Consider the following 24,694-nt stretch of genomic DNA (forward strand, 5'->3'; position numbering starts at 1 on the left):
CCGGGCAACGCATGACGTTACTCGCGAGTGCCCGTCCTCTGTCAGTCCCGGGACGTAGACTTCGACGCTGTCCCCCCGAGACTGTCCACAGCCGGGGGCCCGGGGATTGCGTCCGGGAAAACACACAGTGTCGTACGTTCGCTGGAGGCCTTCACCGTGACCAAGCCGCCGTTCACGCACCTGCATGTCCACACCCAGTACTCGCTGTTGGATGGTGCCGCGCGGCTGGGAGACATGTTCAAGGCGTGCAACGAGATGGGCATGTCCCATATCGCGATGACGGACCATGGCAATCTCCATGGGGCCTATGACTTCTTCCATCAGGCGAAGAAGGCGGGTGTGACACCGATCATCGGGATCGAGGCGTATGTGGCGCCGGAGTCACGGCGCAACAAGCGGAAGATCCAGTGGGGCCAGCCGCACCAGAAGCGTGACGACGTCTCCGGTTCGGGTGGTTATACGCACAAGACGATCTGGGCGGCGAACAGGACAGGGCTGCACAATCTCTTCCGGCTGTCGTCCGACGCGTATGCGGAGGGCTGGCTCCAGAAGTGGCCGCGGATGGACAAGGAGACGATCGCCCAGTGGTCGGAAGGGCTGATCGCGTCCACCGGATGTCCGTCGGGTGAGCTCCAGACGCGGCTGCGGCTCGGGCAGTTCGACGAGGCGCTGAAGGCGGCCTCCGAGTACCAGGACATCTTCGGCAAGGACCGGTATTTCCTGGAGCTGATGGACCACGGCATCGAGATCGAGCACCGGGTGCGTGACGGGCTGCTGGAGATCGGGAAGAAGCTCGGCATCCCGCCGATCGTCACCAACGACTCGCACTACACCTATGCCGGCGAGGCCACCGCGCATGACGCGCTGCTGTGCATCCAGACCGGCAAGAACCTCTCCGATCCGGACCGTTTCCGCTTCGACGGCACCGGCTACTACCTCAAGTCGACCGACGAGATGTACGCGGTGGACTCCTCCGACGCCTGGCAGGAAGGCTGCGCCAACACGCTCCTGGTGGCGCAGCAGATCGATACGGAGGGCTGGTTCCAGGAGCGGAACCTGATGCCCAAGTTCGATGTGCCGGAAGGCTTCACGGAGGTCACCTGGTTCCGTGAGGAGACCATGCGCGGCATGGCCCGCCGCTATCCGAACGGCATCCCGGACGACCGGCTCAAGCAGGTCGAGTACGAGATGGGCATCATCATCGAGATGGGCTTCCCGGGATACTTCCTCGTGGTGGCCGACTTCATCATGTGGGCCAAGAACAACGGCATCGCGGTCGGCCCCGGGCGTGGTTCGGCCGCCGGTTCGATCGTGGCGTACGCGATGGGCATCACCGACCTCGACCCGATCGAACACGGTCTGATCTTCGAGCGGTTCCTCAATCCCGAGCGCATCTCGATGCCCGATGTCGACATCGACTTCGACGAGCGCCGGCGCGGTGAGGTCATCCGGTATGTGACGGAGAAGTACGGCGCCGACAAGGTCGCCATGATCGGCACCTACGGCAAGATCAAGGCGAAGAACGCCATCAAGGACTCGGCGCGGGTGCTGGGTTACCCGTATGCGATGGGCGACCGGCTCACCAAGGCCATGCCCGCCGATGTGCTCGGCAAGGGCATCGATCTCAACGGCATCACCGATCCCAAGCACCCGCGCTACAGCGAGGCGGGCGAGATCCGCGGGATGTACGAGAACGAGCCGGATGTGAAGAAGGTCATCGACACCGCGAAGGGTGTGGAGGGCCTGGTCCGGCAGATGGGTGTGCACGCGGCCGGTGTGATCATGTCCAGCGAGACGATCACCGACCATGTGCCGGTCTGGGTGCGGCACACCGACGGAGTGACCATCACACAGTGGGACTATCCGAGCTGTGAGTCGCTCGGCCTGCTGAAGATGGACTTCCTGGGCCTGCGGAACCTGACCATCATGGACGACGCCGTCAAGATGGTGAAGGCGAACAAGGGCATCGACCTCGATCTGCTCGCCCTGCCGCTGGACGACCCGAAGACCTTCGAACTGCTCGGGCGCGGTGACACGCTCGGAGTCTTCCAGTTCGACGGCGGCCCGATGCGTTCGCTGCTGCGGCTGATGAAGCCCGACAACTTCGAGGACATTTCCGCCGTCTCGGCCCTGTACCGGCCGGGCCCGATGGGCATGAACTCGCATACGAACTACGCGCTGCGCAAGAACGGCCAGCAGGAGATCACCCCGATCCACCCGGAGCTGGAGGAGCCTCTCAAGGAGGTCCTCGGCCTCACCCACGGTCTGATCGTGTACCAGGAGCAGGTGCAGAAGGCCGCCCAGATCATCGCCGGATACTCCCTGGGCGAGGCCGACATCCTGCGCCGCGTGATGGGCAAGAAGAAGGCCGACGAGCTCGCGAAGAACTTTGTCCTCTTCCAGGCCGGCGCCAAGAAGAACGGCTACTCGGACGAGGCGATCCAGGCCCTGTGGGACGTACTGGTCCCGTTCGCCGGATACGCGTTCAACAAGGCCCACTCCTCCGCGTACGGACTGGTCACCTACTGGACCGCGTATCTCAAGGCCAACCACCCGGCCGAGTACATGGCGGCGCTGCTGACCTCGGTCAAGGACGACAAGGACAAGTCGGCGGTCTATCTGAACGAGTGCCGTCGTATGGGCATCAAGGTGCTGCCGCCCAATGTCAACGAGTCGCAGTCGAACTTCGCCGCGCAGGGTGACGATGTGATCCTGTTCGGTCTGACGGCGGTGCGGAACGTCGGTCAGAACGTGGTGGACTCGATCATCCGGTGCCGCAAGTCGAAGGGAAAGTACAGCAGCTTCCCGGACTTCCTCGACAAGGTCGAGGCGGTGGTCTGCAACAAGCGCACGGTCGAATCGCTGATCAAGGCCGGTGCCTTCGACGAGATGGGCCACACCCGTAAGGGCCTGGTCGCCCACCACGAGCCGATGATCGACAATGTGGTGCAGGTCAAGCGCAAGGAGGCCGAAGGGCAGTTCGACCTCTTCGGCGGCATGGGCGACGAGCAGAACGAGGAGCCGGGCTTCGGTCTCGACGTCGAGTTCTCCGATGTCGAGTGGGACAAGTCGTATCTGCTCGCGCAGGAGCGCGAGATGCTCGGGCTGTATGTCTCCGACCATCCGCTCTTCGGCCTGGAGCATGTGCTGTCCGACAAGGCCGACGCGGCGATCGCCCAGCTCACCGGCGGTGAGCACGCGGACGGCGCGGTCGTGACCGTCGGCGGCATCATCTCCGGCCTCCAGCGCAAGATGACCAAGCAGGGCAACGCCTGGGCGATCGCCACGGTCGAGGATCTGGCCGGCTCCATCGAGTGCATGTTCTTCCCGGCCACCTACCAGCTGGTCTCAACCCAGTTGGTCGAGGACACCGTGGTCTTCGTCAAGGGCCGTCTCGACAAGCGCGAGGACATCCCACGGCTGGTCGCGATGGAGCTGTCCGTCCCGGATCTGTCGTCCGCGGGGACCAATGCGCCGGTCACCATCACCATTCCCACGGTCAAGGTCACTCCGCCGATGATCAGCAGGCTCGGCGAGATCCTCAGCCACCACCGTGGGAACTCGGAGGTGAGGATCAAGCTCCAGGGCGCCCGTAAGACGACGGTGCTCCGGCTCGACCGGCACCGGGTGCAGCCCGATCCGGCGCTCTTCGGCGATCTGAAGGTGCTGCTGGGCCCGGCCTGCCTGGCGGGCTAGGTCCTGTCCGGTCGGTTTTCGTTCCGCACAGGTAGTTCTGTACGGGTAAGCCCTGGTTACCCGTACAGAGCCCATGCACAGAGAAGGGGCACGCCCGGTGGCGGGCGTGCCCCTTGTGCGTCATCCCGGGCCTGTCCGGCGCCGGGCCGCGGAGTGTCAGTTGTGGCCGAAGCGCTTCTGCCGGCCCTTGTGCGCGACATCCGTCGGCGAGATGTTCGACAGCCTCTCCCCGGACCGGTCCTCCATGGACGAGGATCCCGTCTCCTCGTTGCCACGCTGGGGCTCGGTGCGGTGCGGCTGCTTGGTACTTCGGTCCCGACGGTCGCGGTTCTTGTTCTTGGCCATGGTGCTGCCTCCTGCGGGGGATGAGTCGGGTCCAGGGCCGCATTCAGCGTCACATAGGCCACGAACGGCCGCATTCTGGATCATTGCCGTATGTAGTGGTGCCTTGTCACGGGCGTGACCGGTGATCCGCCACGCCGATGATCGAGTTCCGGACGTTAACCCTCTTGCCGTCGGGCAGACTCGAAGCAAACCCGCAGTAACTCCCGATCTCCCGATCCCGAGGTTCCCGAAAGAGGGTGGAACACGTGGACCGCTGCGTCGTCCTGGTGGACGCCGGCTATCTGCTGGGCGCCGCCGCGAGTCTTCTCGCCGGAGAACCGGCACGTTCCCGTATCACCGTCGACCATGCCGCCCTCATCCAGGGCCTGCGCGAACGCGCCGAGGCCGATACGGAACAGCCGCTGCTCCGTATCTACTGGTTCGACGGCGCGCCCGACCGGGTCCCGCAGCCCGAGCACCGACGGCTACGGGTCATGTCCCGTGTCACCGTACGGCTGGGCGCGCTGACCCGCAGTGACGGGCGCTGGGCACAGAAGGGCGTCGACGCCGCGATGCACGCGGAGCTGACCGAGCTGGCCAGAAATCGCGCCTGCTCGGACGTTGTGCTCGTGACCGGGGACGGAGATCTGCTACCGGGACTGATGTCGGCCAAGGAGCACGGCGTCGCCGTACATCTCTGGGCGGTGCAGGCCGCCGACGGCGACTACAACCAGTCCGAGGATCTGGTCGCCGAGGCCGACGAGCGGCGGGTGCTCGACCGGTCCTGGATCACCAAGGCCGTACGCGCCAAGGATCTGGGCGGCATCTGCGCGCCGCCGCCCGCTCCGCGGCCCGAGATCGCGGCGATCCTCTCCGCGCCGCTGCCGGAGTCGGCGCTCGCCGCGTCGGCCGAGCGCGCGGCGGAGGCGGAGGACGCGACGGCGGCGCGGCGGAACGGCTCCGCGCCGCCCGCCGTGGAGCACGGCACCGCCGAGACGCATCCGCCGGCCGCCGGCGCGAAGAGCGTCCCCACGCCCAAGGACCTGGCGAGCCTGCGCGGGCCGGGCGGCCCTGGTGGTCCGGGCGGTCCGGGCGGTGCGGGTGGTCCTGGTGGGCAGTCGGCGCAGCCGCCCGCGACGAGTGCGACGCTCCGGTGGTCCTCCGACAAGGGATGGGTGGAGCGGCCGGGCGGCGGTACGGCGGGCGAGCCGCCGGAGACGGCGTCGCTGCCGACGCTGGCGCAGCTCACCAGCGCGGAGCAGCGCTGGGCGGACCGTGAGGAGGACATCACCACGGTGGGCGGGGATCCGTTCGAGGTGGGACAGGTCTTCGCGCGCCGCTGGATGGAACGGCTGCCGGACGCGAGCCATGTCCAGAAGCTGTCGGTGATGTATCCGCGGGTGCCGCACCGGATCGACGGGGAGCTGCTGCGGTACGCGGCGCGGTTCGGGCTGCTGGCGCACAAGGACGACCAGATCGACGAGCACGACCGGTATGCGATCAGGGCGGGGTTCTGGCGGGAGATCGATGTGCGTGCGGCGGAAGCGCCTCCCGGCTAGGGGTCGTGGTTCTGGGTTCGTTTCGGCTCGGGCCGGTGGGTGTGTGCGGGTTGTCGCCCGCTGCCCTTCATACGCGCCTTGCGGCGCGGGCTGGTGGGTGGTGCGGGTGCCGGGGCCTCCGGAGGTGCATGTCCGGACGGCATGATTTACGCCGCGTGCGGGTGGGTTGTTGGGTGCGGGTTTCGTGTGCGGCACAAATCACGCTTTAGTGTCCGGACACGCACCTCCTACGACCCCGACCCCTCCCGCCGGAGTTCCGGCTGCCGCGGGGCGGTGGAATTGTGACCCAAGAGGTGGATGGGTGGCGGGACCCCGTATGGTCGTTGCTCGTGAGTACGGTGTGCGTGGTGCGCGATCTGGTCAAGACGTACCCCGCCGCGCGCGGTAGGCGTGGGGCTCCTGGGACACCGGCGGTGCGTGCCACCGATGGGATCTCGCTCGATGTGCGGCGCGGTGAGATCTTCGGTCTGCTCGGGCCCAACGGAGCCGGCAAGTCCACGCTCGTACGGCAGCTCACCGGGCTGATGCGGCCCGATTCCGGCGAGGTCGAGGTTCTCGGGCACGATCTGGTGCGTCATCCCGAGCGGGCCTCGCGGCTCATCGGTTATCTCGGGCAGGAATCAACCGCGCTCGACGAGCTGACCGTCGCGCTCGCCGCCGAGACCACCGGCCGGCTGCGCGGGCTCGCGCTGCGGGCGGCGCGGGTCGAGCGGGATCTGGTGCTGGAGGAGCTGGGGCTCACCGGGATCGCGGGACGCCCGCTGAAGAAGCTCTCCGGCGGGCAGCGCAGGCTCGCCTGTTTCGCCGCCACGCTGGTGGGGGAGCGGCCCGTACTCGTACTGGACGAGCCCACCACCGGGATGGATCCCGTCGCGCGGCGCGCGGTGTGGGCCGCGGTGGACCGGCGGCGGGCCGAGCACGGCGCGACCGTACTGCTCGTCACCCACAATGTGATCGAGGCCGAGACCGTGCTCGACCGCGTCGCGGTGCTGGAGCGAGGCAAGGTCATCGCCTGTGACACTCCCTCGGGGCTGAAGGAACAGGTCGCGGGCGAGGTACGGGTGGAGCTGGTGTGGCGCGAGCGCGCGCCGTTGGATGTTCCCGAGGTCGCCGCGCTGCGCGGTTCCGCACAGGAGTCCGGCCGTCGGTGGGTGCTACGGCTCGCCCCGGACGAGGCGCGCGCGGCCGTCGCCGCCGTGACCGGTGGCGCGGCCTTCGCCGCGCTGGACGACTTCACGCTCGCCACGCCGAGCCTGGAGGATGTCTATCTGGCGCTCGGCGGGAGCACCAAGGGGCTGGTGAAGGCATGAGCGCCCGCCCGTACGTACGGAGCGAACAGGAGCAGCGCCAGGTGAGCATCGTGCCCGTGGAGGCCGTGTCCGGGAGACCGGCGGACACCGTGGAGCCGGTGGACGGCGGCCCCGCGCCGCTCGCGCCCCGGGCGCGGCTGCTGCCCTCGCTCGCCGCCGTCTATCGCGCCCAGCTCTCCCGGGCCCGGGTCGCGCGGATTCCGCTGCTCTTCGTGGCGACATTCCAGTCCGTCGGGATCATGGTCCTGATGCGCGGTGTCGTCGACGGCGGCGACGAGGCACGGGCGGTCGTCGCCGGGTCGAGTGTGCTGGTCGTGGCGTTCGTGGCGCTGAATCTGCTCGCCCAGTACTTCGGCCAGCTCCGGGCGAGCGGCGGTCTGGACCACTACGCCACGCTGCCGGTGCCGCCGGCGGCGGTGGTGCTGGGCGCGGCGGGCGCGTACGCCTCGTTCACGGTGCCCGGCACGGCGGTCACGGCCGTCACCGGCAGCGTTCTCTTCGATCTGCCGCTCACCCATCTCTGGGTGCTGGTGGCGGTGATTCCGCTCTCCGGCGCGGCCCTCGCCGGGCTCGGCGCGGCTCTCGGGCTGCTCGCGCCGCGCCAGGAGCTGGCCACTCTGCTGGGCCAGCTCGGTATGTCCGCGGCGCTGCTGCTGGGCGTACTGCCCGCGGACCGGCTGCCCGGGCCGGTCGTCTACGCCCGTGACCTGCTGCCTTCCACCTATGGCGTCGAGGCGCTCGCCCGTACGTTCGACGCGCATCCCGACTGGGCGGCCGTCGGTCTCGATCTCGCGGTGTGCGCGGCCGTCGGTGTCGTCTCGCTGGCCGTGGCGACCTGGGCGTACCGGCGCGCGGCGGTCCGATGAGGCATCACGGGGCCGGGCCTGGCACGATGGCACAGTGACCGCACCTCTGACGCCGCCTCACCAGCCGCCGCACGACGATCCCTGGCAGTCACCGCCCGCCGGGGCCTCGCCCTTCCTCGGGGACGACGCGGAGAAGGAGGCCTCCGAGATGAAGACCGAGGTCCGCCAGGCCGCCGTGGTACTGATGGCGGTCGCGGTCTCGGGGCTGGCGCTCGGGCTGCTGTGGCTGTGGCTGGCCCCGCGCGTTCCGCTGATCTCGGACGCCACGGCGGTCTTCCTCAAGGACACCGAGGGCGAGGAGGCGATCGCCGCGGACGGTACGTTCCTGCTGCTCGCCCTCGGCTTCGGCGCCCTCAGCGCGGCGCTGGTGTTCCTCTTCCGCAGGCGCGGCGGTATCCCGCTGGTGGTGGGCCTTGCGCTGGGCGGACTGCTGGGCGCGGTGCTGGCCTGGCAGCTCGGCACCTCGCTCGGCCCCACGTCGGACGTGGTGGCGCACGCGAAGGCGGCCGGTACGGGCGTCACGTTCGACGCGCCGCTCGAACTGAACGCGAAGGGCGCGTTGCTGGCGTGGCCGGTGGCGGCGATGGTGGTGCATCTGGCACTGACGGCCCTGTTCGGGCCGCGCGATCCGGAACCGGAGTGGGACTGGGGGCCTCCCGGCTAGGGGGCCGTGGTGCGGGGTCCGTTTCGGCGGGGGCCGGTTTTCGGGTGCGGGGTGTCGGTCGCTGCCGTTCAGGATGCGCCTGCGGCGCGGGGTGCGGTTGTGGGTGGTGCGGGTGCCGGGGCACTCCGGAGGTACATGTCCGGACGGCATGATTTACGCCGCGTGCGGGCGGGTTGTTGGGTGCGGGTTTCGTGTGCGGCACAAATCACGCTTTAGTGTCCGGACACGCACCTCCTCCGACCCCGCCACCCTCCCGCCGCACGCCGGGTTTCCGCCCGATGCCGGGCACCCACCCAGCCCGTCCGGCGTTTGAGGACGGAACGGCCAACCCCGGCACCGGGCTCCCGGACGGTAGGGGCCCGCCCCATGCCGCCCCCGGCCGCAGGCCGGAAAAACCAGCCCGTCCGGCGATTGAGGACGAACCGGCCGCCCGGACGGGTCCGGGTCCCGGAGACGTTCTGGTTGCGCCCGGCCGCCGCCTCTAAAAAACACGTCCGATGGGGGCGAGCGTGGCTGTGGTGAGTGTGGCCAGGTCCTTCGGGGACAGTTCTACCTCCAGGCCGCGGCGGCCCGCCGAGACGCAGATGGTGGGGTGGGACTCGGCCGAGGCGTCCAGGACCGTGCGGAGGCGTTTGCGCTGGCCCAGTGGGGAGATGCCGCCGCGTACGTAGCCCGTCGTACGTTCCGCCGCCGCCGGGTCCGCCATCGCCGCGCGTTTGCCGCCTACCGCCGCCGCGAGGGCCTTGAGGTCCAGTGAACCGGCGACCGGGACGACGGCCACGGTCAGTTCGCCGTCGACGTCCGCGACCAGGGTCTTGAAGACGCGGTCCGGAGAGACGCCCAGCGCCTCGGCCGCCTCCTCGCCGTAGGACGCGGACGCCGGGTCGTGCTCGTACGCGTGCAAGGTGTACGCCGTGCCCGCCGTGGTCAGGGCGACCGTCGCCGGAGTGCCGCCGGACTGCTGCTTCTTGGACTTCTTCGCCAAGGCGTCCATTCCTCAGGTCAGTTGGGGCTGGGCGGAGTGTGCGTCAGCGTCACCGCGGGCAGGGAGGGCAGATGGCGGATCACCGCCGTCTCGGACCGCAGCAGTTTCAGCTCATCGCGCAGCCGTGCCGCGATGTCCGGTGCCTCCAGCAGCCGCTGCTTCGCCGGGGTGTCGAGTACGGCCGCCGCGGCGACCAGATAGGACACCACCGAGGGTTCGTCCGGGAGTTCGTCGCTCGTGGAGAGTGAACGTTCGCGCGCGCCCGCCAGCCGCTTCTGGTAGCCGCGGAACGCCCGCAGCACACCTTCGGCGAGCGCGCGTGCGCCGTCGCCCGCCTCTTCGGTGAGCTCCTCCAGTTCGGCCGTCAGGAACGGGCCGCTCGCGTCGACCGAGAGCAGCCGGACCCGGGTGGTGCCGGTGGCCACCACCTCGAAGCTGCCGTCAGGGCGTTCACGGATCGTTGCCGCGTCCGCGACGCATCCCACCGGGTGGAAGGCGTCGAGAGGTTCGGGGCCGAAGTCGGCGGCCGGGCCGAGCTGAGGCACGGACGTCGCGTCCGGCATGCCCGGCGCGGTCGGCGCGACCTGGTGCCCGTCGCGGATGGCGACCACGGCGAAGCGGCGCGGCTCGGACTCGTCCGTCTTGAGCAGCTCACGCATCATCGCGCGATAGCGCTCCTCGAAGACGTTCAAAGGCAGGACGAGGCCCGGGAACAGCACCGCGTTCAGCGGGAAGAGAGGGAGGCGTGCGGTGGTCACAACGGTCAAGCGTAATGGCCGCGGGGCGGTCTCCGTTCTGCTCTGTTCCGCAAAGGCGTCGCCGAGGCCACCTGGATCCGCGCGCGGTCACGTGTTTCCAGGAACTGGCCCAGCGGATCGTCGGTGAAACAGGTCCACGGGAAGGACGTCGCGTACGGTCCGATCAGCCGGAACTGCTCCAGCGCCGCGTCCCAGCGTCCGCGCTCCACCAGCACGTACACCAGCAGATTGCGTACCTCGGCCGGCCAGGGATCGCATGCCGCGTACTCGGCGGAGACCGTGATCGCGAGATCGGCGGCGGCGTCGATACGGTCCGTCTGTACGGAGGTGAGCCGCCCGCCGAGCAGTTGCGTGAAGGCGGCCCGTACCGGCAGCGCGCGCACCAGTGAGCCCGGCAGCGCGTCGTACGCCGCCTGCTCGGCGAAGTCGAAGCACTCGCGGTGCGAGCCGTACCACTGGGCCGAGAGGTACTGGAGCGCCGCGACATGGCAGCCGTAGTGGTGCGAGGAGCGGCGTACGGCCTGTTCCCACAGCGCCTCGAAGGCCGAGTGCGTGGCGTGGGTGCCGCGGGCGTGGTCCAGCGCGACGCGCCAGGGCACCGGATCGCGCGGATCACCGTCGGCCGCGGCGTCGATCAGCGGGCCCGTCTCACGTAGCCGTTCGGCGCGGGCCGGTGACTCCCACGCTCTGCGGATGGCGAGTTCGGCCTTGACGAGCAGGGCGTCGGGATCGCGCGGCGCGGCGCGCAGCCAGGTGGTGAGCCAGGCGTCGCGGCCGTGGGCGAAGGCCGCCAGCCGCATCACATAGCGGTCGCGGTTCTCCCACTCGGCGGACTCCCGGGTGGTCGCCAGCAGCTTCGCGGCCGGCTCGTACTCGCCGAGCGCGGCGGCCACGAGCGCGGGGCCGAGGCGGTCGTCCGGCGCGTCGAGCAGCACCGCGTCGTCCGGCGGCAGCCCGGCGCTGAGCTGCGGGGTGTGCCGGACCATACGCGCGGTGCTGATCAGGGCGCGAAGCAATGACATGGTGCGGACCATTGAAAACCGCAGGTGGCGGCGGCGCCAGGGGGCGGCTGTGAAGCTTTGGTGGCGGGTGGAAGGTTGTCCTGCGGGCGGTCAAGGGACGGTAAAGAAACGGGGACGGCGTCCCGGTGGGACGGTGCGCGCCTGGCGGCGCGGTGCCGCCTCCCGGCGCGGTGCCGCCTCCCGGCGGGGGCCGGTGCGGTGGGTGGTGCCGGGTGTCGGGGCCTCCGGAGGTACATGTCCGGACGGCATGCTGTGTTTTCCCGGGGGACACCCCCGGACCCCCGTACGCCGCGTGCGGGTCGCGTTGTTGGGTGCGGGCCGGCGTGCGGCACAAATCACGCTTTAGTGTCCGGACACGCACCTCCTCCGACCCCGCCCCCCTCCCGCCCGAACCCCGGCTGCGGGCCGCATATCCAGCCCGTCCGGCGTTTGAGGACGGAACGGCCGACCCCGGTGCCGGGTTCACACTCGGCAGGGGCCAGCCCCTCGCCGTGCTCCGGCCGTAGGCCGGGAAATCCAGCCCGTCCGGCGATTGAGGACGAACCGGCCAGCCCGGACGGGTCCGGGTTGCGGAGACGTTCTGGTTGCGCACGGCCGCCGGCGAGTGAGCCGAAGGGGGCGCCGCTGTCGAAAGGGAGGCTGTGCTCGATATGCGGCTCCGCCGCGCGGGCGGAGGGACCCGAGCACGGTCGACCGTCGACAGTGCCCGCGGCCGGAGGCCGCTGATGGATACAGCAAGCGCCCGGAGGCGAACCGAGCCTCTAAAAAGAGCGCCCCGGAGGCGAACCGAGCCCTCAAAACTAACCCCGCCGGAGTAGGCGCGACGCGCCCGTTGCCACCGTTGTGGCCAGGATCCAGCCCAGTATTACCAGCGTCGCCGCCGCCCATTGCCAGCCGCCCGTCAGCAGCCAGTAGCCGTCCTGGCCCAGGTTGATCACCGGGACCAGCAGGTCCAGTGCGTAGAGCGCCGGGTTCCACTCCGGGTGTTCCGTGGCCTTGATCGACGGTGGTGCGTGGTGTGCGAAGCCGAGCGTGCCCGCGCCCCACAGCACCGCCATCCAGAGGGCCGCGCGGCCCGGGCGGTAGCCGTAGGCGACCGTCCAGTCCTGGAGGTAGCCCCAGAGCTTCGCGGCGAGCGGCAGCGTCTCGCGGCGGCGGCGCTGTTTGGCGAGCAGCACCTCGCGCGCGTCCGCGTCCTCGCCGCTGTTGCGCAGGACCTGGGCCAGCCGTTCGTACGGCTCCGGGGAGTACTCGGGCGTCGCCGCCGCGACCCACTCCAGCCGGCGCGGCAGCGGGAAGTGGCCGAACGGGACGAGGTTCTCGTAGACGAAGCCGCCCATCGCCAGACCGCCGGGCCCCGGCCAGCTCGTCGACATGTCGACCAGTGTGACGATCTTCGCGCCGCTCAGGACGACGCGGCCCTCCTCCGGGCGCTCGCACTTGAAGCGCAGCTCGGGAGTGACGATCCTGCGCAGCGAGAACTCGTCCGTGGCCGCCAGGAAGAAGCGCGCCTGGTCCACATCGACCGCGTCGCCGAACCGGCCGTCGTCCAGCCGTACTCCGCCTCGGCATTCGAAGGGCTGCAACCGGGTGCCGTGCAGCGGTGTGGAGACGCGTCCGATGCCGTGCGGCGGAGTGGTGCCGGGCGCGCCGGTCTCCTCGCTCACCCATGCGCCCGTCATATAGAGCGACCGCTCCACCGTGAGCTGCGGCGCGTTGAGCGCGCGCCGCTCCGCCGCCGCGCGCAGCCGGCTGCCTCGCAGGCTCAGTGACACACCGATCTTCGCGCCCCGCAGACTGACCTCGCCGTATGTCTCGATCTGATCGGCCTGGAAGTCCTGGGCGACGGACATCCCGTCGGCGGTGATCGCCCGGCCCAGCCGGTCGGGCCGTACATCGATCTGGCTGATCAGCAGATCCGTACCGATCTGCGCGTCGGTCAGCCGGATGCCGCGGTCGACCCGGCAGCGCGGCAGATGCAGATCGCCCTCCGTGTGCAGCCGGGCCGCCTCCAGGCGTGGAATCGCACAGCCCACCATCCGCAAAGTGGTGAAGTGCGACTCGGGCAGCACCACCTCGTTCTCGAAGCGGCAGTGGTTCAGCTCGACGTACGGCGCGATCGTGCCGCCCGCGAGATTGAGCGTCCCGGTGATCTGGACTCCGCGCAGCTTCAGCGACGCGACCCGGCCCGGCAGTGCCGCCGGCCCGCTGAGCAGCAGCAGGGCGATGACACGGGCGCGCACACTGCGCTCGGTGCCCCAGGGAAGCGGTGAGAAGGGATCGTTCAGCAGCGGGTCCGAGGTGCTCAGATCGTAGGTACTGCCGTTGCGGAACGACTGCCACATGCCCAGTTCCGCCGCGCTGAGCCAGTCGGGAGATTCGTCGTCCTGCGGCTCGGTCACTGCCGCCTCCGCTTCCCCTGATGTGTACGGATGGTCACGGACGGTGTACTTGGCTGGTCCGTACAACGGTTGTGCCCGCTGAGTGACCTGCTGAACGCTAGTGGTGAGGCACGCCTTCCGGGACATGTATCAGCCAGTGATACGCGCGTCCGACGGCCTGATCCGGTCTGCGAGAATTGACCCCGTGATCTCACGAATCGATCTGCGTGGCGACGCCCTCCCCGAGGGTGGAGCCCTGCGTGACCTGCTGCCCCGAGCCGAGTTCGATGTGGAAGCCGCCCTGGAGAAGGTGCGGCCCATCTGCGAGGACGTGCATCATCGGGGCACCGCGGCGCTGATCGAGTACGCCGAGAGATTCGACGGTGTGACGCTGGAGCGGATCCGGGTGCCGGTGGCCGCTCTCGGCGCCGCTCTGGAGGCGCTCGATCCTGCCGTACGGGCCGCTCTGGAGGAGTCGATCCGGCGCGCCGAGCTGGTCCACCGTGCCCAGCGGCGCGGCTCGCACACCACCCAGGTCGTCCCCGGTGGCACGGTCACCGAGAAGTGGGTGCCCGTCGGGCGCGTGGGCCTCTACGCACCGGGCGGCCGGTCCGTCTATCCGTCCTCCGTGGTCATGAATGTGGTGCCCGCGCAGGTGGCGGGCGTCGAGTCCATCGCACTGGCCTCGCCCGCCCAGCGGGAGTTCGGCGGTCTGCCGCACCCGACCATCCTGGCCGCCTGCGCGCTGCTCGGGATCGACGAGGTGTACGCGGCGGGCGGCGCCACGGCCGTCGCGATGTTCGCGTACGGGACCGACGAGTGCGCTCCCGTGAACATGGTCACCGGCCCCGGCAATATCTGGGTCGCCGCCGCCAAGCGCTACTTCACCGGCCGGATCGGTATCGACGCCGAGGCCGGTCCCACCGAGATCGCGATCCTCGCCGACGCGACCGCCGATCCCGTCCATGTCGCCGCCGATCTGATCAGCCAGGCCGAGCACGATCCGCTCGCCGCCGCCGTCCTCGTCACCGACTCGGTGGAGCTGGCCGACGCGGTGGACAAGGAGCTGGCGCCACAGGTCGCGGCCACCAGACACATCGAGGACCGGGTGGTGCCCGCGCTCTCCGGCCGGCAGTCGGCGGTCGTGCTGGTCGACTCCGTCGAGGACGGTCTGCGGGTCGTGGACGCGTACGGTGCCGAGCACCTGGAGATCCAGACCGCCGCCGCCGCCGAGGTGGCCGGACGGGTCCGCAACGCCGGTGCGATCTTCGTCGGTCCCTACTCCCCGGTCTCGCTCGGCGACTACTGCGCGGGCTCCAACCACGTTCTGCCGACCGGCGGTTGCGCCTGTCACTCCTCCGGGCTCTCCGTCCAGTCGTTCCTGCGCGGTATCCACATCGTGGACTACAGCGAGCACGCGCTCGCCGAGGTCGCGCACCATGTGGTGACGCTCGCGGAGGCGGAGGACCTGCCCGCGCACGGCGCCGCCGTGCAGGCACGGTTCGGATGGCAGGTGCCCGGTCAGTGAGCGACTTCGGTATCGATGATCTGCCCGTACGGGACGAGCTGCGCGGGAAGTTCCCGTACGGCGCGCCTCAGCTCGATGTCCCCGTACAGCTCAACACCAATGAGAACCCCTACCCGTTGCCCGAGCCGCTGGTCGAGCGGATCGCCGAGCGCGTCCGTGAGGCCGCGCGCGGGCTCAACCGGTATCCCGACCGGGACGCGGTCGAGCTGCGCACCGAGCTGGCCGCGTATCTCACCCGTACCGGCAAGCACCCGCTGACGGCCGCGAACGTCTGGGCCGCCAACGGCTCCAACGAGGTCATCCAGCAGCTGCTCCAGACTTTCGGCGGCCCGGGCCGCACCGCGATCGGCTTCGAGCCCTCGTACTCGATGCACGCGCTCATCGCGCGCGGCACCGGCACCGGCTGGATCTCCGGACCGCGCAACGAGGACTTCACCATCGATGTGGACGCGGCGCGCGAGGCGCTCGCCGGGCACCGGCCCGATGTCGTTTTCATCACCTCGCCCAACAACCCCACGGGCACGGCCGTCGGCGCCGAGACGGTTCTCGCGCTGTACGAGGCCGCCCAGTCGGCGTGGAAGTCGCTCGTCGTGGTGGACGAGGCCTATGTCGAGTTCAGCCACCGGGCCTCCCTGCTGCCGCTGCTGGCGGACCGGCCGTATCTCGTCGTGTGCCGCACGATGTCCAAGGCCTTCGGCGCGGCCGGACTGCGCCTCGGCTATCTCGCGGCGCATCCCGCCGTGGTCGACGCCGTCCAGTTGGTACGGCTGCCGTACCACCTCTCCGCCGTCACCCAGGCCACCGCGCTCGCGGCGCTGGAGCACACCGATACGCTGCTCGGGTACGTCGAGACGCTGAAGGCCGAGCGGGACCGGCTGGTCGGGGAGTTGCGGGCGATCGGTTACGAGGTCACCGAGTCGGACGCGAACTTCGTCCAGTTCGGCCGTTTCGAGGACTCCCACACGGCGTGGCAGCGGATTCTCGACCGCGGTGTCCTGATCCGTGACAACGGCGTACCGGGCCGGCTGCGGGTCACCGCGGGCACTCCCGCCGAGAACGACGCGTTCCTCGACGCGGTACGTGATCTGAAGAAGGAGCAGAGCGCATGAGCCGCATCGGCCGTGTGGAACGCAGTACGAAGGAAACCTCCGTGGTCGTAGAGATCGATCTCGACGGCAGAGGCGAGGTCGATGTCTCGACGGGCGTCGGTTTCTACGACCATATGCTCGACCAGCTCGGCCGGCACGGTCTGTTCGATCTCACGGTGAAGACCGAGGGCGATCTGCACATCGACTCGCACCACACCATCGAGGACACCTCGCTCGCCCTCGGCGCCGCCTTCAAGCAGGCCCTCGGCGACAAGGTCGGCATCTACCGCTTCGGCAACTGCACGGTCCCGCTGGACGAGGCGCTCGCCCAGGTGACGGTGGACCTCTCGGGCCGTCCGTATCTGGTGCACGCCGAGCCCGAGAACATGGCGCCGATGATCGGTGAGTACGACACGACCATGACGCGGCACATCCTGGAGTCCTTCGTGGCCCAGGCCCAGATCGCGCTGCATGTCCATGTCCCGTACGGGCGCAACGCCCACCACATCGTGGAGTGCCAGTTCAAGGCCCTCGCGCGCGCCCTGCGGTACGCCTCCGAGCGCGATCCGCGCGCGGTCGGCATCCTTCCTTCGACCAAGGGCGCGCTATGACCGGCCTGTCGACCATTCTGATCGTCGTGGGGCTCTTTCTGGCCGGAGGCGTCTACTCCTTCGCCAAGCAGAAGCTGCCCAAGGGCGTGATCGTGCTGCTCGCGCTCTGCTCCGCGCTCTGTCTGATCGCCGGTGTACTGCGTATCCAAGGGATCTGGGAATGACCAGGAGCGGTAAGAGCGTGGTGGTCTTCGACTACGGATTCGGCAATGTCCGTTCCGCGGAACGGGCCCTCGCCCGCGCCGGCGCCGAGGTCGAGATCACCCGTGACTTCGACCGCGCGATGAACGCCGACGGACTGCTCGTGCCCGGTGTCGGTGCCTTCTCCGCCTGTATGCAAGGACTCACCGCCGCGCGCGGCGACTGGATCATCGGACGCAGACTCGCCGGCGGCCGTCCCGTCATGGGCATCTGCGTCGGTATGCAGATCCTCTTCGAGCGAGGCATCGAGCACGGTGTGGAGACCGAGGGACTTGACGAGTGGCCCGGTACGGTCGCGCCGCTGACCGCGCCGATCGTGCCCCACATGGGATGGAACACGGTCCAGGCGCCGCAGGACAGTGAGCTGTTCGCCGGTCTCGACGCCGATGCCCGGTTCTACTTCGTCCACTCGTACGCGGTCCACGACTGGAATCTGGAAGTCACCAACCCCAAGATCCGGGCCCCCAAGGTCACCTGGTCCACGCACGGCGAGCCGTTCGTGGCCGCCGTGGAGAACGGGGCACTGTGGGCGACCCAGTTCCACCCCGAGAAGTCCGGCGACGCCGGCGCCACGCTGCTGACCAACTGGATCGGAACCCTCTGAATGTCACCCGAGGCTCTTGTGCCGAAGCTCGAACTCCTTCCCGCCGTCGACGTCCGTGACGGCCAGGCCGTACGGCTCGTCCACGGCGAGTCCGGTACGGAGACGTCCTACGGCTCTCCTCTCGAAGCCGCCCTCGCCTGGCAGCGCTCCGGCGCCGAGTGGCTGCATCTTGTCGACCTCGACGCCGCGTTCGGCACCGGCGACAACCGTGAGCTGATCGCCGAGGTCACCGCGGCCATGGACATCAAGGTCGAACTCTCCGGCGGTATCCGCGACGACGCCTCGCTCGCCGCGGCCCTCGCCACCGGCTGCACCCGGGTCAACCTCGGTACGGCCGCGCTGGAGAGCCCCGAGTGGGTCGCCCGGATCATCGCCGAGCACGGCGAGCGGATCGCGGTCGGCCTCGATGTACGCGGCACCACACTGCGCGGCCGTGGGTGGACCCGCGACGGCGGCGACCTCTACGAGACGCTGGCCCGGCTGGACTCCGAGGGCTGCGCCCGCTACGTCGTCACCGACATCGCCAAGGACGGCACTCTCCAGGGCCCCAATCTGGAGCTGCTGAAGAATGTCTGCGCCGCCACCGACAAGCCGGTCGTCGCCTCCGGCGGTGTCTCCTCGCTGGACGATCTGCGCGCCATCGCCTCGCTCGTGCCCGTGGGAGTCGAGGGCGCGATCGTCGGCAAGGCGCTCTACGCCAAGGCGTTCACGCTGGAAGAGGCGCTGACGGCGGTGCGCGGATGACCGACACCGCGGGCGTGCGGAGGATCTCCTCGGGCGGGCCCTGGGAGGAGTCCTTCGGCTACTCCCGCGCGGTCGAACTGCCCAACGGCCTGGTGCTGGTGTCCGGCTGCACCTCGGTGGTCGACGGCAGGATCGCGGAGGGCGGTCCGTACGAGCAGACCAAGACCGCCTTCGGTGTCGCCGTCAAGGCGCTGGCGGAACTGGGCCTCGGCGCCGGGCATGTGGTCCGTACACGGATGTACCTCACCCATGTCCGGGACGCCGAGGAGGTCGGCCGTGCCCACAAGGAGCTCTTCGACACCGTGCGCCCGGCCGCCTCGATGATCGTCGTCGCCGGGCTGATCGATCCGAGTCTCTTTGTCGAGGTCGAGGTCGAGGCCTACCGAGGAGGTGCCGGATGAGCCTCGCCGTACGGGTCATTCCCTGTCTGGACGTGGACAACGGACGCGTCGTGAAGGGCGTCAACTTCCAGAATCTGCGCGACGCCGGCGATCCCGTGGAGATGGCCAAGCTGTATGACGCGGAGGGCGCCGACGAGTTGACGTTCCTCGACATCACCGCGTCGTCCGGCGACCGGGAGACGACCTACGACGTGGTGCGCCGCACCGCCGAGCAGGTCTTCATCCCGCTCACCGTCGGCGGCGGCGTCCGTACCACCGAGGATGTCGACAAGCTGTTGCGGGCCGGCGCGGACAAGGTCGGTGTCAACACCGCGGCCATCGCGCGGCCCGAGCTGATCCGGGAGATCGCCGAGCGCTTCGGACGGCAGGTGCTGGTGCTGTCGGTCGACGCGCGGCGCACTCCGTCCGGCTCGTTCGAGGTCACCACGCACGGCGGACGGCAGGGCACCGGTATCGACGCCGTCGAATGGGCGCGCCGGGCGGCCGAGTTGGGCGCCGGGGAGATCCTGCTGAACTCGATGGACGCGGACGGCACGAAGGACGGCTACGACACCGAGATGATCGCGGCCGTGCGCCGGCATGTGACCGTGCCGGTGATCGCGTCCGGCGGCGCGGGCCGGCTCGCGGACTTCGCGCCCGCCATCGACGCGGGCGCGGACGCCGTGCTGGCCGCCTCCGTCTTCCACTTCGGCGATCTGCGGATCTCGGAGGTCAAGCACGCGCTGCGGGAAGCGGGCCATCCGGTGCGCTGAGTACGGCTGGTGGCCCGGAGCCGGGCCAACACCCGGAGCACGCAGGTCCGTTTATGGAAGATGGTGGAATCCGGTGAAATCCGGGGAAGACTGACGAGAACTGGTGAAGACCGGTGAACTCGCCGGTGCTTTCCGGGCGAATGCACCGCGAGAGTGGAACCGCCAGTGACAATCGCGGTTCCACTCCGGTGCGTCCGACGGCTTCCGGTGTGGCTCCGTCACGACCGAGAGGCCCCCACCGTGCAGCCACAGCACGCCCAGCCGCGTACCCCCGCTCGTACCCGAAGTGCACGAAGGACACGAAGTGCCCGACGTACACGACGTACGCGAACCATCTGGAGCCCGGCCGCCACGGCTGCCGCGACCGCCGGGCTCCTCGCCGCGCTGATCTCCGGCACGGCTTCGGCCGCGCCGGCTGCCACGGCCGCCCGGTCCGCCGAGGCCGCAGCCAATCCGTACGAGCGCGGGCCCGCGCCGACCGTGGCCGCCATCGAGGCGCCTCTCGGCCCGTACGCCGTCTCACAGCTCACCGTCGCGCGGTCGAGCGTCAGCGGCTTCGGCGGCGGCACGGTCTACTATCCGACCTCCACCGCGGACGGCACCTTCGGCGCGGTGGCCATCTCGCCCGGCTTCACCGGCACCCAGTCCAGCATCGCCTGGTACGGACCGCGCCTCGCCTCGCAGGGCTTTGTCGTCTTCACCATCGACACCATCACCGTGCTCGACCAGCCCGCCGGGCGCGGCCGTCAACTCCTTGCCGCACTGGACTATCTGACGGGTGATTCGGCGGTGAGTGACCGGATCGACCGCACGCGGCTCGGCGTCATGGGCCACTCGATGGGCGGCGGCGGCTCCCTGGAGGCCGCCAAGAGCCGTACGTCCCTGAAGGCGGCCATCCCGCTGACCGGCTGGAACCTGGACACCACCTGGCCCGAGGTCCGTACGCCCACCCTGGTGGTCGGCGCCGACGGCGATACGGTCGCGCCGGTCGCCACGCACTCCGAGCCGTTCTACGCGTCACTGCCCGGCACGCTCGACAAGGCGTATCTGGAGCTGAAGGGCGCCGTCCACCGGACACCGATCACGGCGAACACCACGATCGCCAAGTACAGCGTGTCCTGGCTGAAGCGGTTCATCGACAACGACACCCGCTACGAGCAGTTCCTCTGCCCGCTGCCGGTGCCGGGCCCGACGATCGCGGAGTACCGAGGGAACTGCCCGCACTCCTGACGCCCTTCTCCTGACGCCCTTCGACGGGACCGCTCAGATACCGAGCTTCGCCTCCTGGAGCCGGGCGATCGCGTCCTTGTCGCCCTCCAGCTCCACATCCGTGACGCTCTGCCGTCCGAACACGAAGAGCACCAGCTCACCCGGCTCACCGGTGACCGTCACCACCGGTGTGCCGCGGTGGGCCACGGCCGTCTGGCCGTCCGGGCGGCGCAGCACCAGACCCACCGGCGACTTGCGGCCCAGCATCCGGCCGCCCTTCTCCAGCCGCGACCAGAGCGTGTCCGCGAAGACACGGTCGATCTCGCGCGGCGTCCAGTCGGGCTGCGCCCGCCGCACATCCTCGGCGTGCACATAGAACTCGATCGCGTTCGCCGCCTCGTCGATCTGCTTGATGCCGTACGGCGACAGCCGCGGCGGTCCCGTACGGATGAGCTGGATCAGCTCCTCGTACGGCTTCGCGGCATACTCGGCCTGCACCCGCTCCAGCCGGTTCCTGAGCGCGGGCACCAGCACACCGCCCGCCGCGTCCGGGCGGCGCTCGCGCACCACGGCATGGGCCGCGAGATCCCGCGTCAGCCAGCCGTCGCAGAGCGTCGGCGCCTCCGGGCCCGCGGCTTCCAACAGGTCGGCGAGCAGAAGCCGTTCACGCTTGGCATGGGTTGACATGGCTCCCAGCGTACGGCTGCCCGGCCCCGTCCGCCCAGTGGACGGCGGGCCCGGTCAACGGCGCGGGCGCGGCACAATGGGACGCATGAGCAGTACGTCCAGCACGCCCAGTACGCCGTCCGGCACCACCGGAACCACCGGCACACCCGGCGACGCAGCCGCTCCCGGCGACACCGGAGCCCCCGGCCCGAGCCGCGGACTCGATCCCGCCATCGCGGACCGGCTCAAGCGCACGCCCGACGGACTGCTCCCGGCCATCGCCCAGCAGTACGACACCGGCGAGGTGCTGATGCTGGGCTGGATGGACGACGAGGCCCTGCACCGCACCCTGACCACAGGCCGCTGCACCTACTGGTCCCGCAGCCGCCGCGAGTACTGGGTCAAGGGCGACACCTCCGGCCATGTCCAGCACGTCAAGTCCGTCGCCCTGGACTGCGACGCCGACACCGTTCTGGTCCAGGTCGACCAGGTCGGGGCCGCCTGCCACACCGGCGCGCGCACCTGCTTCGACGCGGATGTCCTGCCGCTCGGACGGTGAACGGACCGGTCCGTTCCACCGAGTAGGGTCAGCCGCCATGGACCTTGAGACCTTCCGCAAGCTGGCGGTGGACCGCCGTGTCATCCCCGTCAGCAGGCGCCTCCTCGCGGACGGCGACACCCCGGTCGGCCTGTATCGCAAGCTCGCCGCCGAGCGTCCCGGGACCTTCCTGCTGGAGTCCGCGGAGAACGGCCGCTCCTGGTCCCGCTACTCCTTCATCGGCGTACGGTCCGCCGCCACGCTCACCGAGCGCGACGGCCGCACCCACTGGCTCGGCACTCCGCCGGTCGGAGTCCCCGTGGACGGCGATCCGCTGGCCGCCCTGCGCGCCACCGTGGAGGCCCTGCACACCCCGCGCGACCTCTCCTCCGGCATGCCGCCCTTCACCGGCGGCATGGTCGGCTATCTCGGCTACGACATCGTCCGCAGGCTGGAGCGGATCGGCGAGCACGCGCGCGACGATCTGCGCATCCCCGAGCTGACCATGCTGCTCACCTCGGACCTCGCCGTACTCGACCACTGGGACGGCACGGTCCTGCTGATCGCCAACGCGATCAACCACAACGACCTGGACACCGGTGTGGACGAGGCGTACGCGGACGCCGTCGCCCGGCTCGACGCCATGGCCGCCGATCTCGCCGAGCCGCTGCACTCCGCGCCGGCCGCGCTGCCCGCCTCCGAGCTGCCCGAGTACACCGCGCTCTGGGGCGGACCGGACTACCGGGCCGCCGTCGAGGACATCAAGGAACGGATCAGGGCGGGCGAGGCCTTCCAGGTCGTTCCCTCGCAGCGCTTCGAGACGCCCGTCACCGCGAGCGCCCTCGATGTCTACCGGGTGCTGCGGGCCACCAATCCGTCGCCGTACATGTATCTCTTCCGCTTCCCGCACCAGGACGGCAAGGCCTTCGACGTCGTGGGCTCCAGCCCCGAGGCCCTGGTCAAGGTCGAGGACGGACGCGCGATGGTGCATCCGATCGCCGGGACCAGGCACCGCGGCGCCACACCGCGGGAGGACCAGGCCCTCGCCGAGGAACTGCTCGCCGATCCCAAGGAGCGCGCCGAGCACCTCATGCTCGTGGACCTCGGCCGCAACGATCTGGGCCGCGTCTGCGCGCCGGGCAGCGTGGAGGTCGTGGACTTCATGTCGGTCGAGCGCTACTCGCATGTCATGCACATCGTGTCCACGGTGACCGGGCGCGTCGCCGAGGGCCGGACCGCCTTCGACGTGCTGACCGCCTGTTTTCCGGCGGGCACGCTCTCCGGAGCGCCCAAGCCGCGCGCCATGCAGATCATCGACGAGCTGGAGCCCACCCGGCGCGGGCTGTACGGCGGCTGCGTCGGCTATCTCGACTTCGCCGGGGACTCCGACACGGCCATCGCCATCCGTACCGCGCTGCTGCGCGACGGCACGGCGTACGTCCAGGCGGGAGCGGGCGTCGTCGCCGACTCCGACCCGGTCTCCGAGGACATCGAGTGCCGCAACAAGGCGGCGGCCGTGCTCCGCGCCGTGCATACCGCCAACCGCCTGAACGGCGGATGACACGGTAGGGGATAGTGGGGTACGTGAGCGCCGTACCCGTACCCCAGCCCCATGCCGCCCGCCCGGCGGCCACCGCGTCGAGCGGCGGTCGCCGTGGTCTCGCGGCGGCCCTGTTCCTCGGCGCCGCGGGCGCCGCCGTGGCGCTGATCGCCTCCGGCCAGACCTGGGCCGAGGGCACGGCGGCCGTCGGCGGCGGTTCCATACCGCTCGACGCCGACGGCCGTGATGTGACAGGCGTGCCCGCCGCCCTCGCCGTCGTCGGTCTCGCGGCGCTCGTCGCCGTCTTCGCCGTCCGCAGGGCCGGACGGCTGCTGGTCTCCGCCCTGCTGGCGCTGAGCGGCGCCGGAGCGGCCCTCGCGGCCTTCCTCGGCGCGTCGGACAGCTCGGCACTGGACGAACTGGCCGCCAGGACCACCGGTGACACCGCCGCGACGGTGGACGCGCTGAGCCACACCGCCTGGCCTTATGTGACCACGGCCGGCGGTGTGCTGATCCTGCTCGCCGGAGCGCTCGCGGTGCTGTACGGCAGCCAGTGGCCCGCGATGTCCGGACGGTACGAACGGTCCGGCCCGACGAGCTCAGGTGGCTCCGGCGCGGGCGCGGCCTCCGGGCGCGGTGCCCGGCGTACGCCCGTCGTGGACCCGGACCGTCCCGAGGACCTGTGGAAGGCGCTGGACCGCGGCGAGGACCCGACGCGCGAGGACACCGGGCGCGAGAGCTGAACCACACCGCCCGACCCCCGGGGCCGAACGGGAATCCGATGCGGGACAATGGCCGATGAGCGTCCGGCTCACCCAGCGCAGACCCACACCGTCGGCGCGGACCCACGCGGCGCGCGACAGGGCAACAGGAACGAGGAGCAACTTATGGCGGGCAGCAGCCAGCACGGACACGGACACACCCCGGCGGCCTGGACCGGTTCCATCATCTCCTTCGTCGGCTTCTGTGTCGCCGGAGTCTTCATGGTGGCGGCGAACTCGCCCGGTTTCTGGGCCGGTATGGGTCTCATCCTGCTCGGCGGTGTCGTCGGTCTGGCGATGAAGGCCGCGGGCCTGGGCACGCCCAAGGAGTCCGAGGAGCTGGTGCGGGCCCGGCAGCTCGCCGGAAAGCCGCAGGTCCAGGCGCAGGCGCCGGTCCAGGTGGCGAGCGCGACCGTGAAGACCGAGGCGAAGGCCGAGACGACGAGCGAGCCCCAGACGCAGACCGCCTGACCGGGCCGGCGCTCC

23 protein-coding genes and 1 pseudogene are annotated in these 24,694 nt (G+C 70.1%); 18 read left to right on the forward strand and 6 right to left on the reverse strand.

Annotated elements, in window-relative coordinates; all coding sequences use genetic code 11:
* The first annotated feature begins 156 nt into the window (after positions 1-156).
* A complete protein-coding gene (dnaE, locus tag ACFV6H_RS13255) occupies positions 157-3,696 on the forward strand; it encodes a DNA polymerase III subunit alpha (protein ID WP_384786020.1) in 3,540 nt (1,179 codons plus the stop codon).
* A gap of 156 nt (positions 3,697-3,852) precedes the next feature.
* Here dnaE and ACFV6H_RS13260 read toward each other — a convergent pair whose 3' ends face one another.
* Positions 3,853-4,041, reverse strand: coding sequence for a hypothetical protein (locus tag ACFV6H_RS13260; RefSeq protein WP_093589642.1), 189 nt, complete (start codon positions 4,039-4,041; stop codon positions 3,853-3,855).
* A 236-nt stretch (positions 4,042-4,277) separates the two neighbouring features.
* Here ACFV6H_RS13260 and ACFV6H_RS13265 point away from each other — a divergent pair, with 236 nt between their 5' ends.
* The 4 genes from ACFV6H_RS13265 (at position 4,278) to ACFV6H_RS13280 (ending at position 8,419) form a co-directional block, all read left to right on the forward strand.
* Positions 4,278-5,579: an NYN domain-containing protein gene (locus ACFV6H_RS13265; protein ID WP_385541229.1), complete on the forward strand. Its 1,302-nt coding sequence runs from the start codon at positions 4,278-4,280 to the stop codon at positions 5,577-5,579.
* A 338-nt stretch (positions 5,580-5,917) separates the two neighbouring features.
* Positions 5,918-6,889, forward strand: coding sequence for an ABC transporter ATP-binding protein (locus ACFV6H_RS13270; RefSeq protein WP_384980199.1), 972 nt, complete (start codon positions 5,918-5,920; stop codon positions 6,887-6,889).
* Positions 6,890-6,930: 41 nt separating this feature from the next.
* Positions 6,931-7,755, forward strand: coding sequence for an ABC transporter permease (locus ACFV6H_RS13275; protein ID WP_385541608.1), 825 nt, complete (start codon positions 6,931-6,933; stop codon positions 7,753-7,755).
* A gap of 34 nt (positions 7,756-7,789) precedes the next feature.
* Positions 7,790-8,419 (forward strand): DUF2567 domain-containing protein, encoded by a 630-nt coding sequence (locus ACFV6H_RS13280; protein ID WP_385541231.1) that lies wholly within the window; start codon positions 7,790-7,792, stop codon positions 8,417-8,419.
* 481 nt (positions 8,420-8,900) lie between these two features.
* On the opposite strand, the gene ybaK is transcribed toward ACFV6H_RS13280, so the two are convergent.
* The 4 genes from ybaK to ACFV6H_RS13300 all read right to left on the reverse strand — a co-directional run bounded on the left by ybaK (position 8,901) and on the right by ACFV6H_RS13300 (position 13,586).
* Entirely contained in the window at positions 8,901-9,404 is a 504-nt protein-coding gene (gene ybaK / locus ACFV6H_RS13285; protein WP_385541233.1) for a Cys-tRNA(Pro) deacylase, read from the reverse strand.
* A 17-nt stretch (positions 9,405-9,421) separates the two neighbouring features.
* Positions 9,422-10,162 (reverse strand): LON peptidase substrate-binding domain-containing protein, encoded by a 741-nt coding sequence (locus tag ACFV6H_RS13290; RefSeq protein WP_384786032.1) that lies wholly within the window; start codon positions 10,160-10,162, stop codon positions 9,422-9,424.
* 5 nt (positions 10,163-10,167) lie between these two features.
* Positions 10,168-11,196, reverse strand: coding sequence for a hypothetical protein (locus ACFV6H_RS13295; RefSeq protein WP_385541236.1), 1,029 nt, complete (start codon positions 11,194-11,196; stop codon positions 10,168-10,170).
* A gap of 788 nt (positions 11,197-11,984) precedes the next feature.
* Entirely contained in the window at positions 11,985-13,586 is a 1,602-nt protein-coding gene (locus ACFV6H_RS13300) for an oxidoreductase (protein WP_385541238.1), read from the reverse strand.
* A 184-nt stretch (positions 13,587-13,770) separates the two neighbouring features.
* Between ACFV6H_RS13300 and hisD the strand changes: the two genes are divergently transcribed.
* The 9 genes from hisD to ACFV6H_RS13345 all read left to right on the forward strand — a co-directional run bounded on the left by hisD (position 13,771) and on the right by ACFV6H_RS13345 (position 20,724).
* On the forward strand, positions 13,771-15,093 hold the full coding sequence (gene hisD, locus ACFV6H_RS13305) for a histidinol dehydrogenase (protein ID WP_385541240.1): 1,323 nt from the start codon (positions 13,771-13,773) through the stop codon (positions 15,091-15,093).
* On the forward strand, positions 15,072-16,202 hold the full coding sequence (locus tag ACFV6H_RS13310) for a histidinol-phosphate transaminase (RefSeq protein WP_385541242.1): 1,131 nt from the start codon (positions 15,072-15,074) through the stop codon (positions 16,200-16,202). The genes hisD and ACFV6H_RS13310 overlap by 22 nt, the downstream gene beginning before the upstream one ends.
* Positions 16,199-16,792 carry an imidazoleglycerol-phosphate dehydratase HisB gene (gene hisB / locus ACFV6H_RS13315; protein ID WP_385541244.1) on the forward strand — a complete coding sequence of 198 codons (594 nt, stop codon included), beginning with the start codon at positions 16,199-16,201 and terminating at the stop codon, positions 16,790-16,792. The genes ACFV6H_RS13310 and hisB overlap by 4 nt, the downstream gene beginning before the upstream one ends.
* Positions 16,789-16,956 carry a hypothetical protein gene (locus ACFV6H_RS13320; protein WP_169922667.1) on the forward strand — a complete coding sequence of 56 codons (168 nt, stop codon included), beginning with the start codon at positions 16,789-16,791 and terminating at the stop codon, positions 16,954-16,956. Before hisB ends, ACFV6H_RS13320 begins: the two co-directional genes overlap by 4 nt.
* Positions 16,953-17,597: an imidazole glycerol phosphate synthase subunit HisH gene (hisH, locus tag ACFV6H_RS13325; protein ID WP_384786046.1), complete on the forward strand. Its 645-nt coding sequence runs from the start codon at positions 16,953-16,955 to the stop codon at positions 17,595-17,597. Before ACFV6H_RS13320 ends, hisH begins: the two co-directional genes overlap by 4 nt.
* Positions 17,598-17,615: 18 nt before the next feature.
* The gene (gene priA / locus ACFV6H_RS13330; RefSeq protein WP_093600018.1) at positions 17,616-18,341 is read left to right on the forward strand and encodes a bifunctional 1-(5-phosphoribosyl)-5-((5-phosphoribosylamino)methylideneamino)imidazole-4-carboxamide isomerase/phosphoribosylanthranilate isomerase PriA; all 726 of its coding nucleotides are present in this window, start codon (positions 17,616-17,618) and stop codon (positions 18,339-18,341) included.
* Positions 18,338-18,742 carry a RidA family protein gene (locus ACFV6H_RS13335; protein ID WP_093599988.1) on the forward strand — a complete coding sequence of 135 codons (405 nt, stop codon included), beginning with the start codon at positions 18,338-18,340 and terminating at the stop codon, positions 18,740-18,742. Before priA ends, ACFV6H_RS13335 begins: the two co-directional genes overlap by 4 nt.
* Entirely contained in the window at positions 18,739-19,494 is a 756-nt protein-coding gene (hisF, locus tag ACFV6H_RS13340; RefSeq protein ID WP_093599985.1) for an imidazole glycerol phosphate synthase subunit HisF, read from the forward strand. Before ACFV6H_RS13335 ends, hisF begins: the two co-directional genes overlap by 4 nt.
* Positions 19,495-19,734: 240 nt before the next feature.
* Positions 19,735-20,724: an alpha/beta hydrolase gene (locus ACFV6H_RS13345; RefSeq protein ID WP_385541247.1), complete on the forward strand. Its 990-nt coding sequence runs from the start codon at positions 19,735-19,737 to the stop codon at positions 20,722-20,724.
* A gap of 33 nt (positions 20,725-20,757) precedes the next feature.
* Here the strand turns inward: ACFV6H_RS13345 and ACFV6H_RS13350 are convergent, their stop codons facing one another.
* Entirely contained in the window at positions 20,758-21,390 is a 633-nt protein-coding gene (locus ACFV6H_RS13350) for a TIGR03085 family metal-binding protein (protein ID WP_384979777.1), read from the reverse strand.
* An 85-nt stretch (positions 21,391-21,475) separates the two neighbouring features.
* Between ACFV6H_RS13350 and hisI the strand changes: the two genes are divergently transcribed.
* The 4 genes and pseudogenes from hisI to ACFV6H_RS13370 all read left to right on the forward strand — a co-directional run.
* Complete coding sequence (hisI, locus tag ACFV6H_RS13355; RefSeq protein WP_385541249.1) at positions 21,476-21,928, forward strand: phosphoribosyl-AMP cyclohydrolase; 453 nt, start codon at positions 21,476-21,478, stop codon at positions 21,926-21,928.
* A 37-nt stretch (positions 21,929-21,965) separates the two neighbouring features.
* Positions 21,966-23,468 (forward strand): anthranilate synthase component I, encoded by a 1,503-nt coding sequence (locus tag ACFV6H_RS13360; RefSeq protein ID WP_384786067.1) that lies wholly within the window; start codon positions 21,966-21,968, stop codon positions 23,466-23,468.
* 14 nt (positions 23,469-23,482) lie between these two features.
* A complete protein-coding gene (locus ACFV6H_RS13365) occupies positions 23,483-24,190 on the forward strand; it encodes a TIGR02234 family membrane protein (protein WP_385541252.1) in 708 nt (235 codons plus the stop codon).
* A gap of 144 nt (positions 24,191-24,334) precedes the next feature.
* Positions 24,335-24,583 (forward strand): annotated as a pseudogene (locus ACFV6H_RS13370) (HGxxPAAW family protein); the annotation flags it as partial.
* Positions 24,584-24,694: the final 111 nt, after the last annotated feature.

This window comes from Streptomyces sp. NPDC059743 (assembly GCF_042732975.1).
Lineage (GTDB): Bacteria > Actinomycetota > Actinomycetes > Streptomycetales > Streptomycetaceae > Streptomyces.

Bases quoted from the DNA above. Each gene is read 5' to 3' on its own strand.
- ACFV6H_RS13260 (WP_093589642.1), bottom strand. From the start codon at position 4,041: ATGGCCAAGAACAAGAACCGCGACCGTCGGGACCGAAGTACCAAGCAG.
- ACFV6H_RS13295 (WP_385541236.1), bottom strand. From the start codon at position 11,196: ATGGTCCGCACCATGTCATTGCTTCGCGCCCTGATCAGCACCGCGCGT.
- ACFV6H_RS13310 (WP_385541242.1), top strand. From the start codon at position 15,072: ATGGCAGGTGCCCGGTCAGTGAGCGACTTCGGTATCGATGATCTGCCC.
- hisB (WP_385541244.1), top strand. From the start codon at position 16,199: ATGAGCCGCATCGGCCGTGTGGAACGCAGTACGAAGGAAACCTCCGTG.
- ACFV6H_RS13320 (WP_169922667.1), top strand. From the start codon at position 16,789: ATGACCGGCCTGTCGACCATTCTGATCGTCGTGGGGCTCTTTCTGGCC.
- hisH (WP_384786046.1), top strand. From the start codon at position 16,953: ATGACCAGGAGCGGTAAGAGCGTGGTGGTCTTCGACTACGGATTCGGC.
- ACFV6H_RS13335 (WP_093599988.1), top strand. From the start codon at position 18,338: ATGACCGACACCGCGGGCGTGCGGAGGATCTCCTCGGGCGGGCCCTGG.
- hisF (WP_093599985.1), top strand. From the start codon at position 18,739: ATGAGCCTCGCCGTACGGGTCATTCCCTGTCTGGACGTGGACAACGGA.
- ACFV6H_RS13350 (WP_384979777.1), bottom strand. From the start codon at position 21,390: ATGTCAACCCATGCCAAGCGTGAACGGCTTCTGCTCGCCGACCTGTTG.
- hisI (WP_385541249.1), top strand. From the start codon at position 21,476: ATGAGCAGTACGTCCAGCACGCCCAGTACGCCGTCCGGCACCACCGGA.
- ACFV6H_RS13360 (WP_384786067.1), top strand. From the start codon at position 21,966: ATGGACCTTGAGACCTTCCGCAAGCTGGCGGTGGACCGCCGTGTCATC.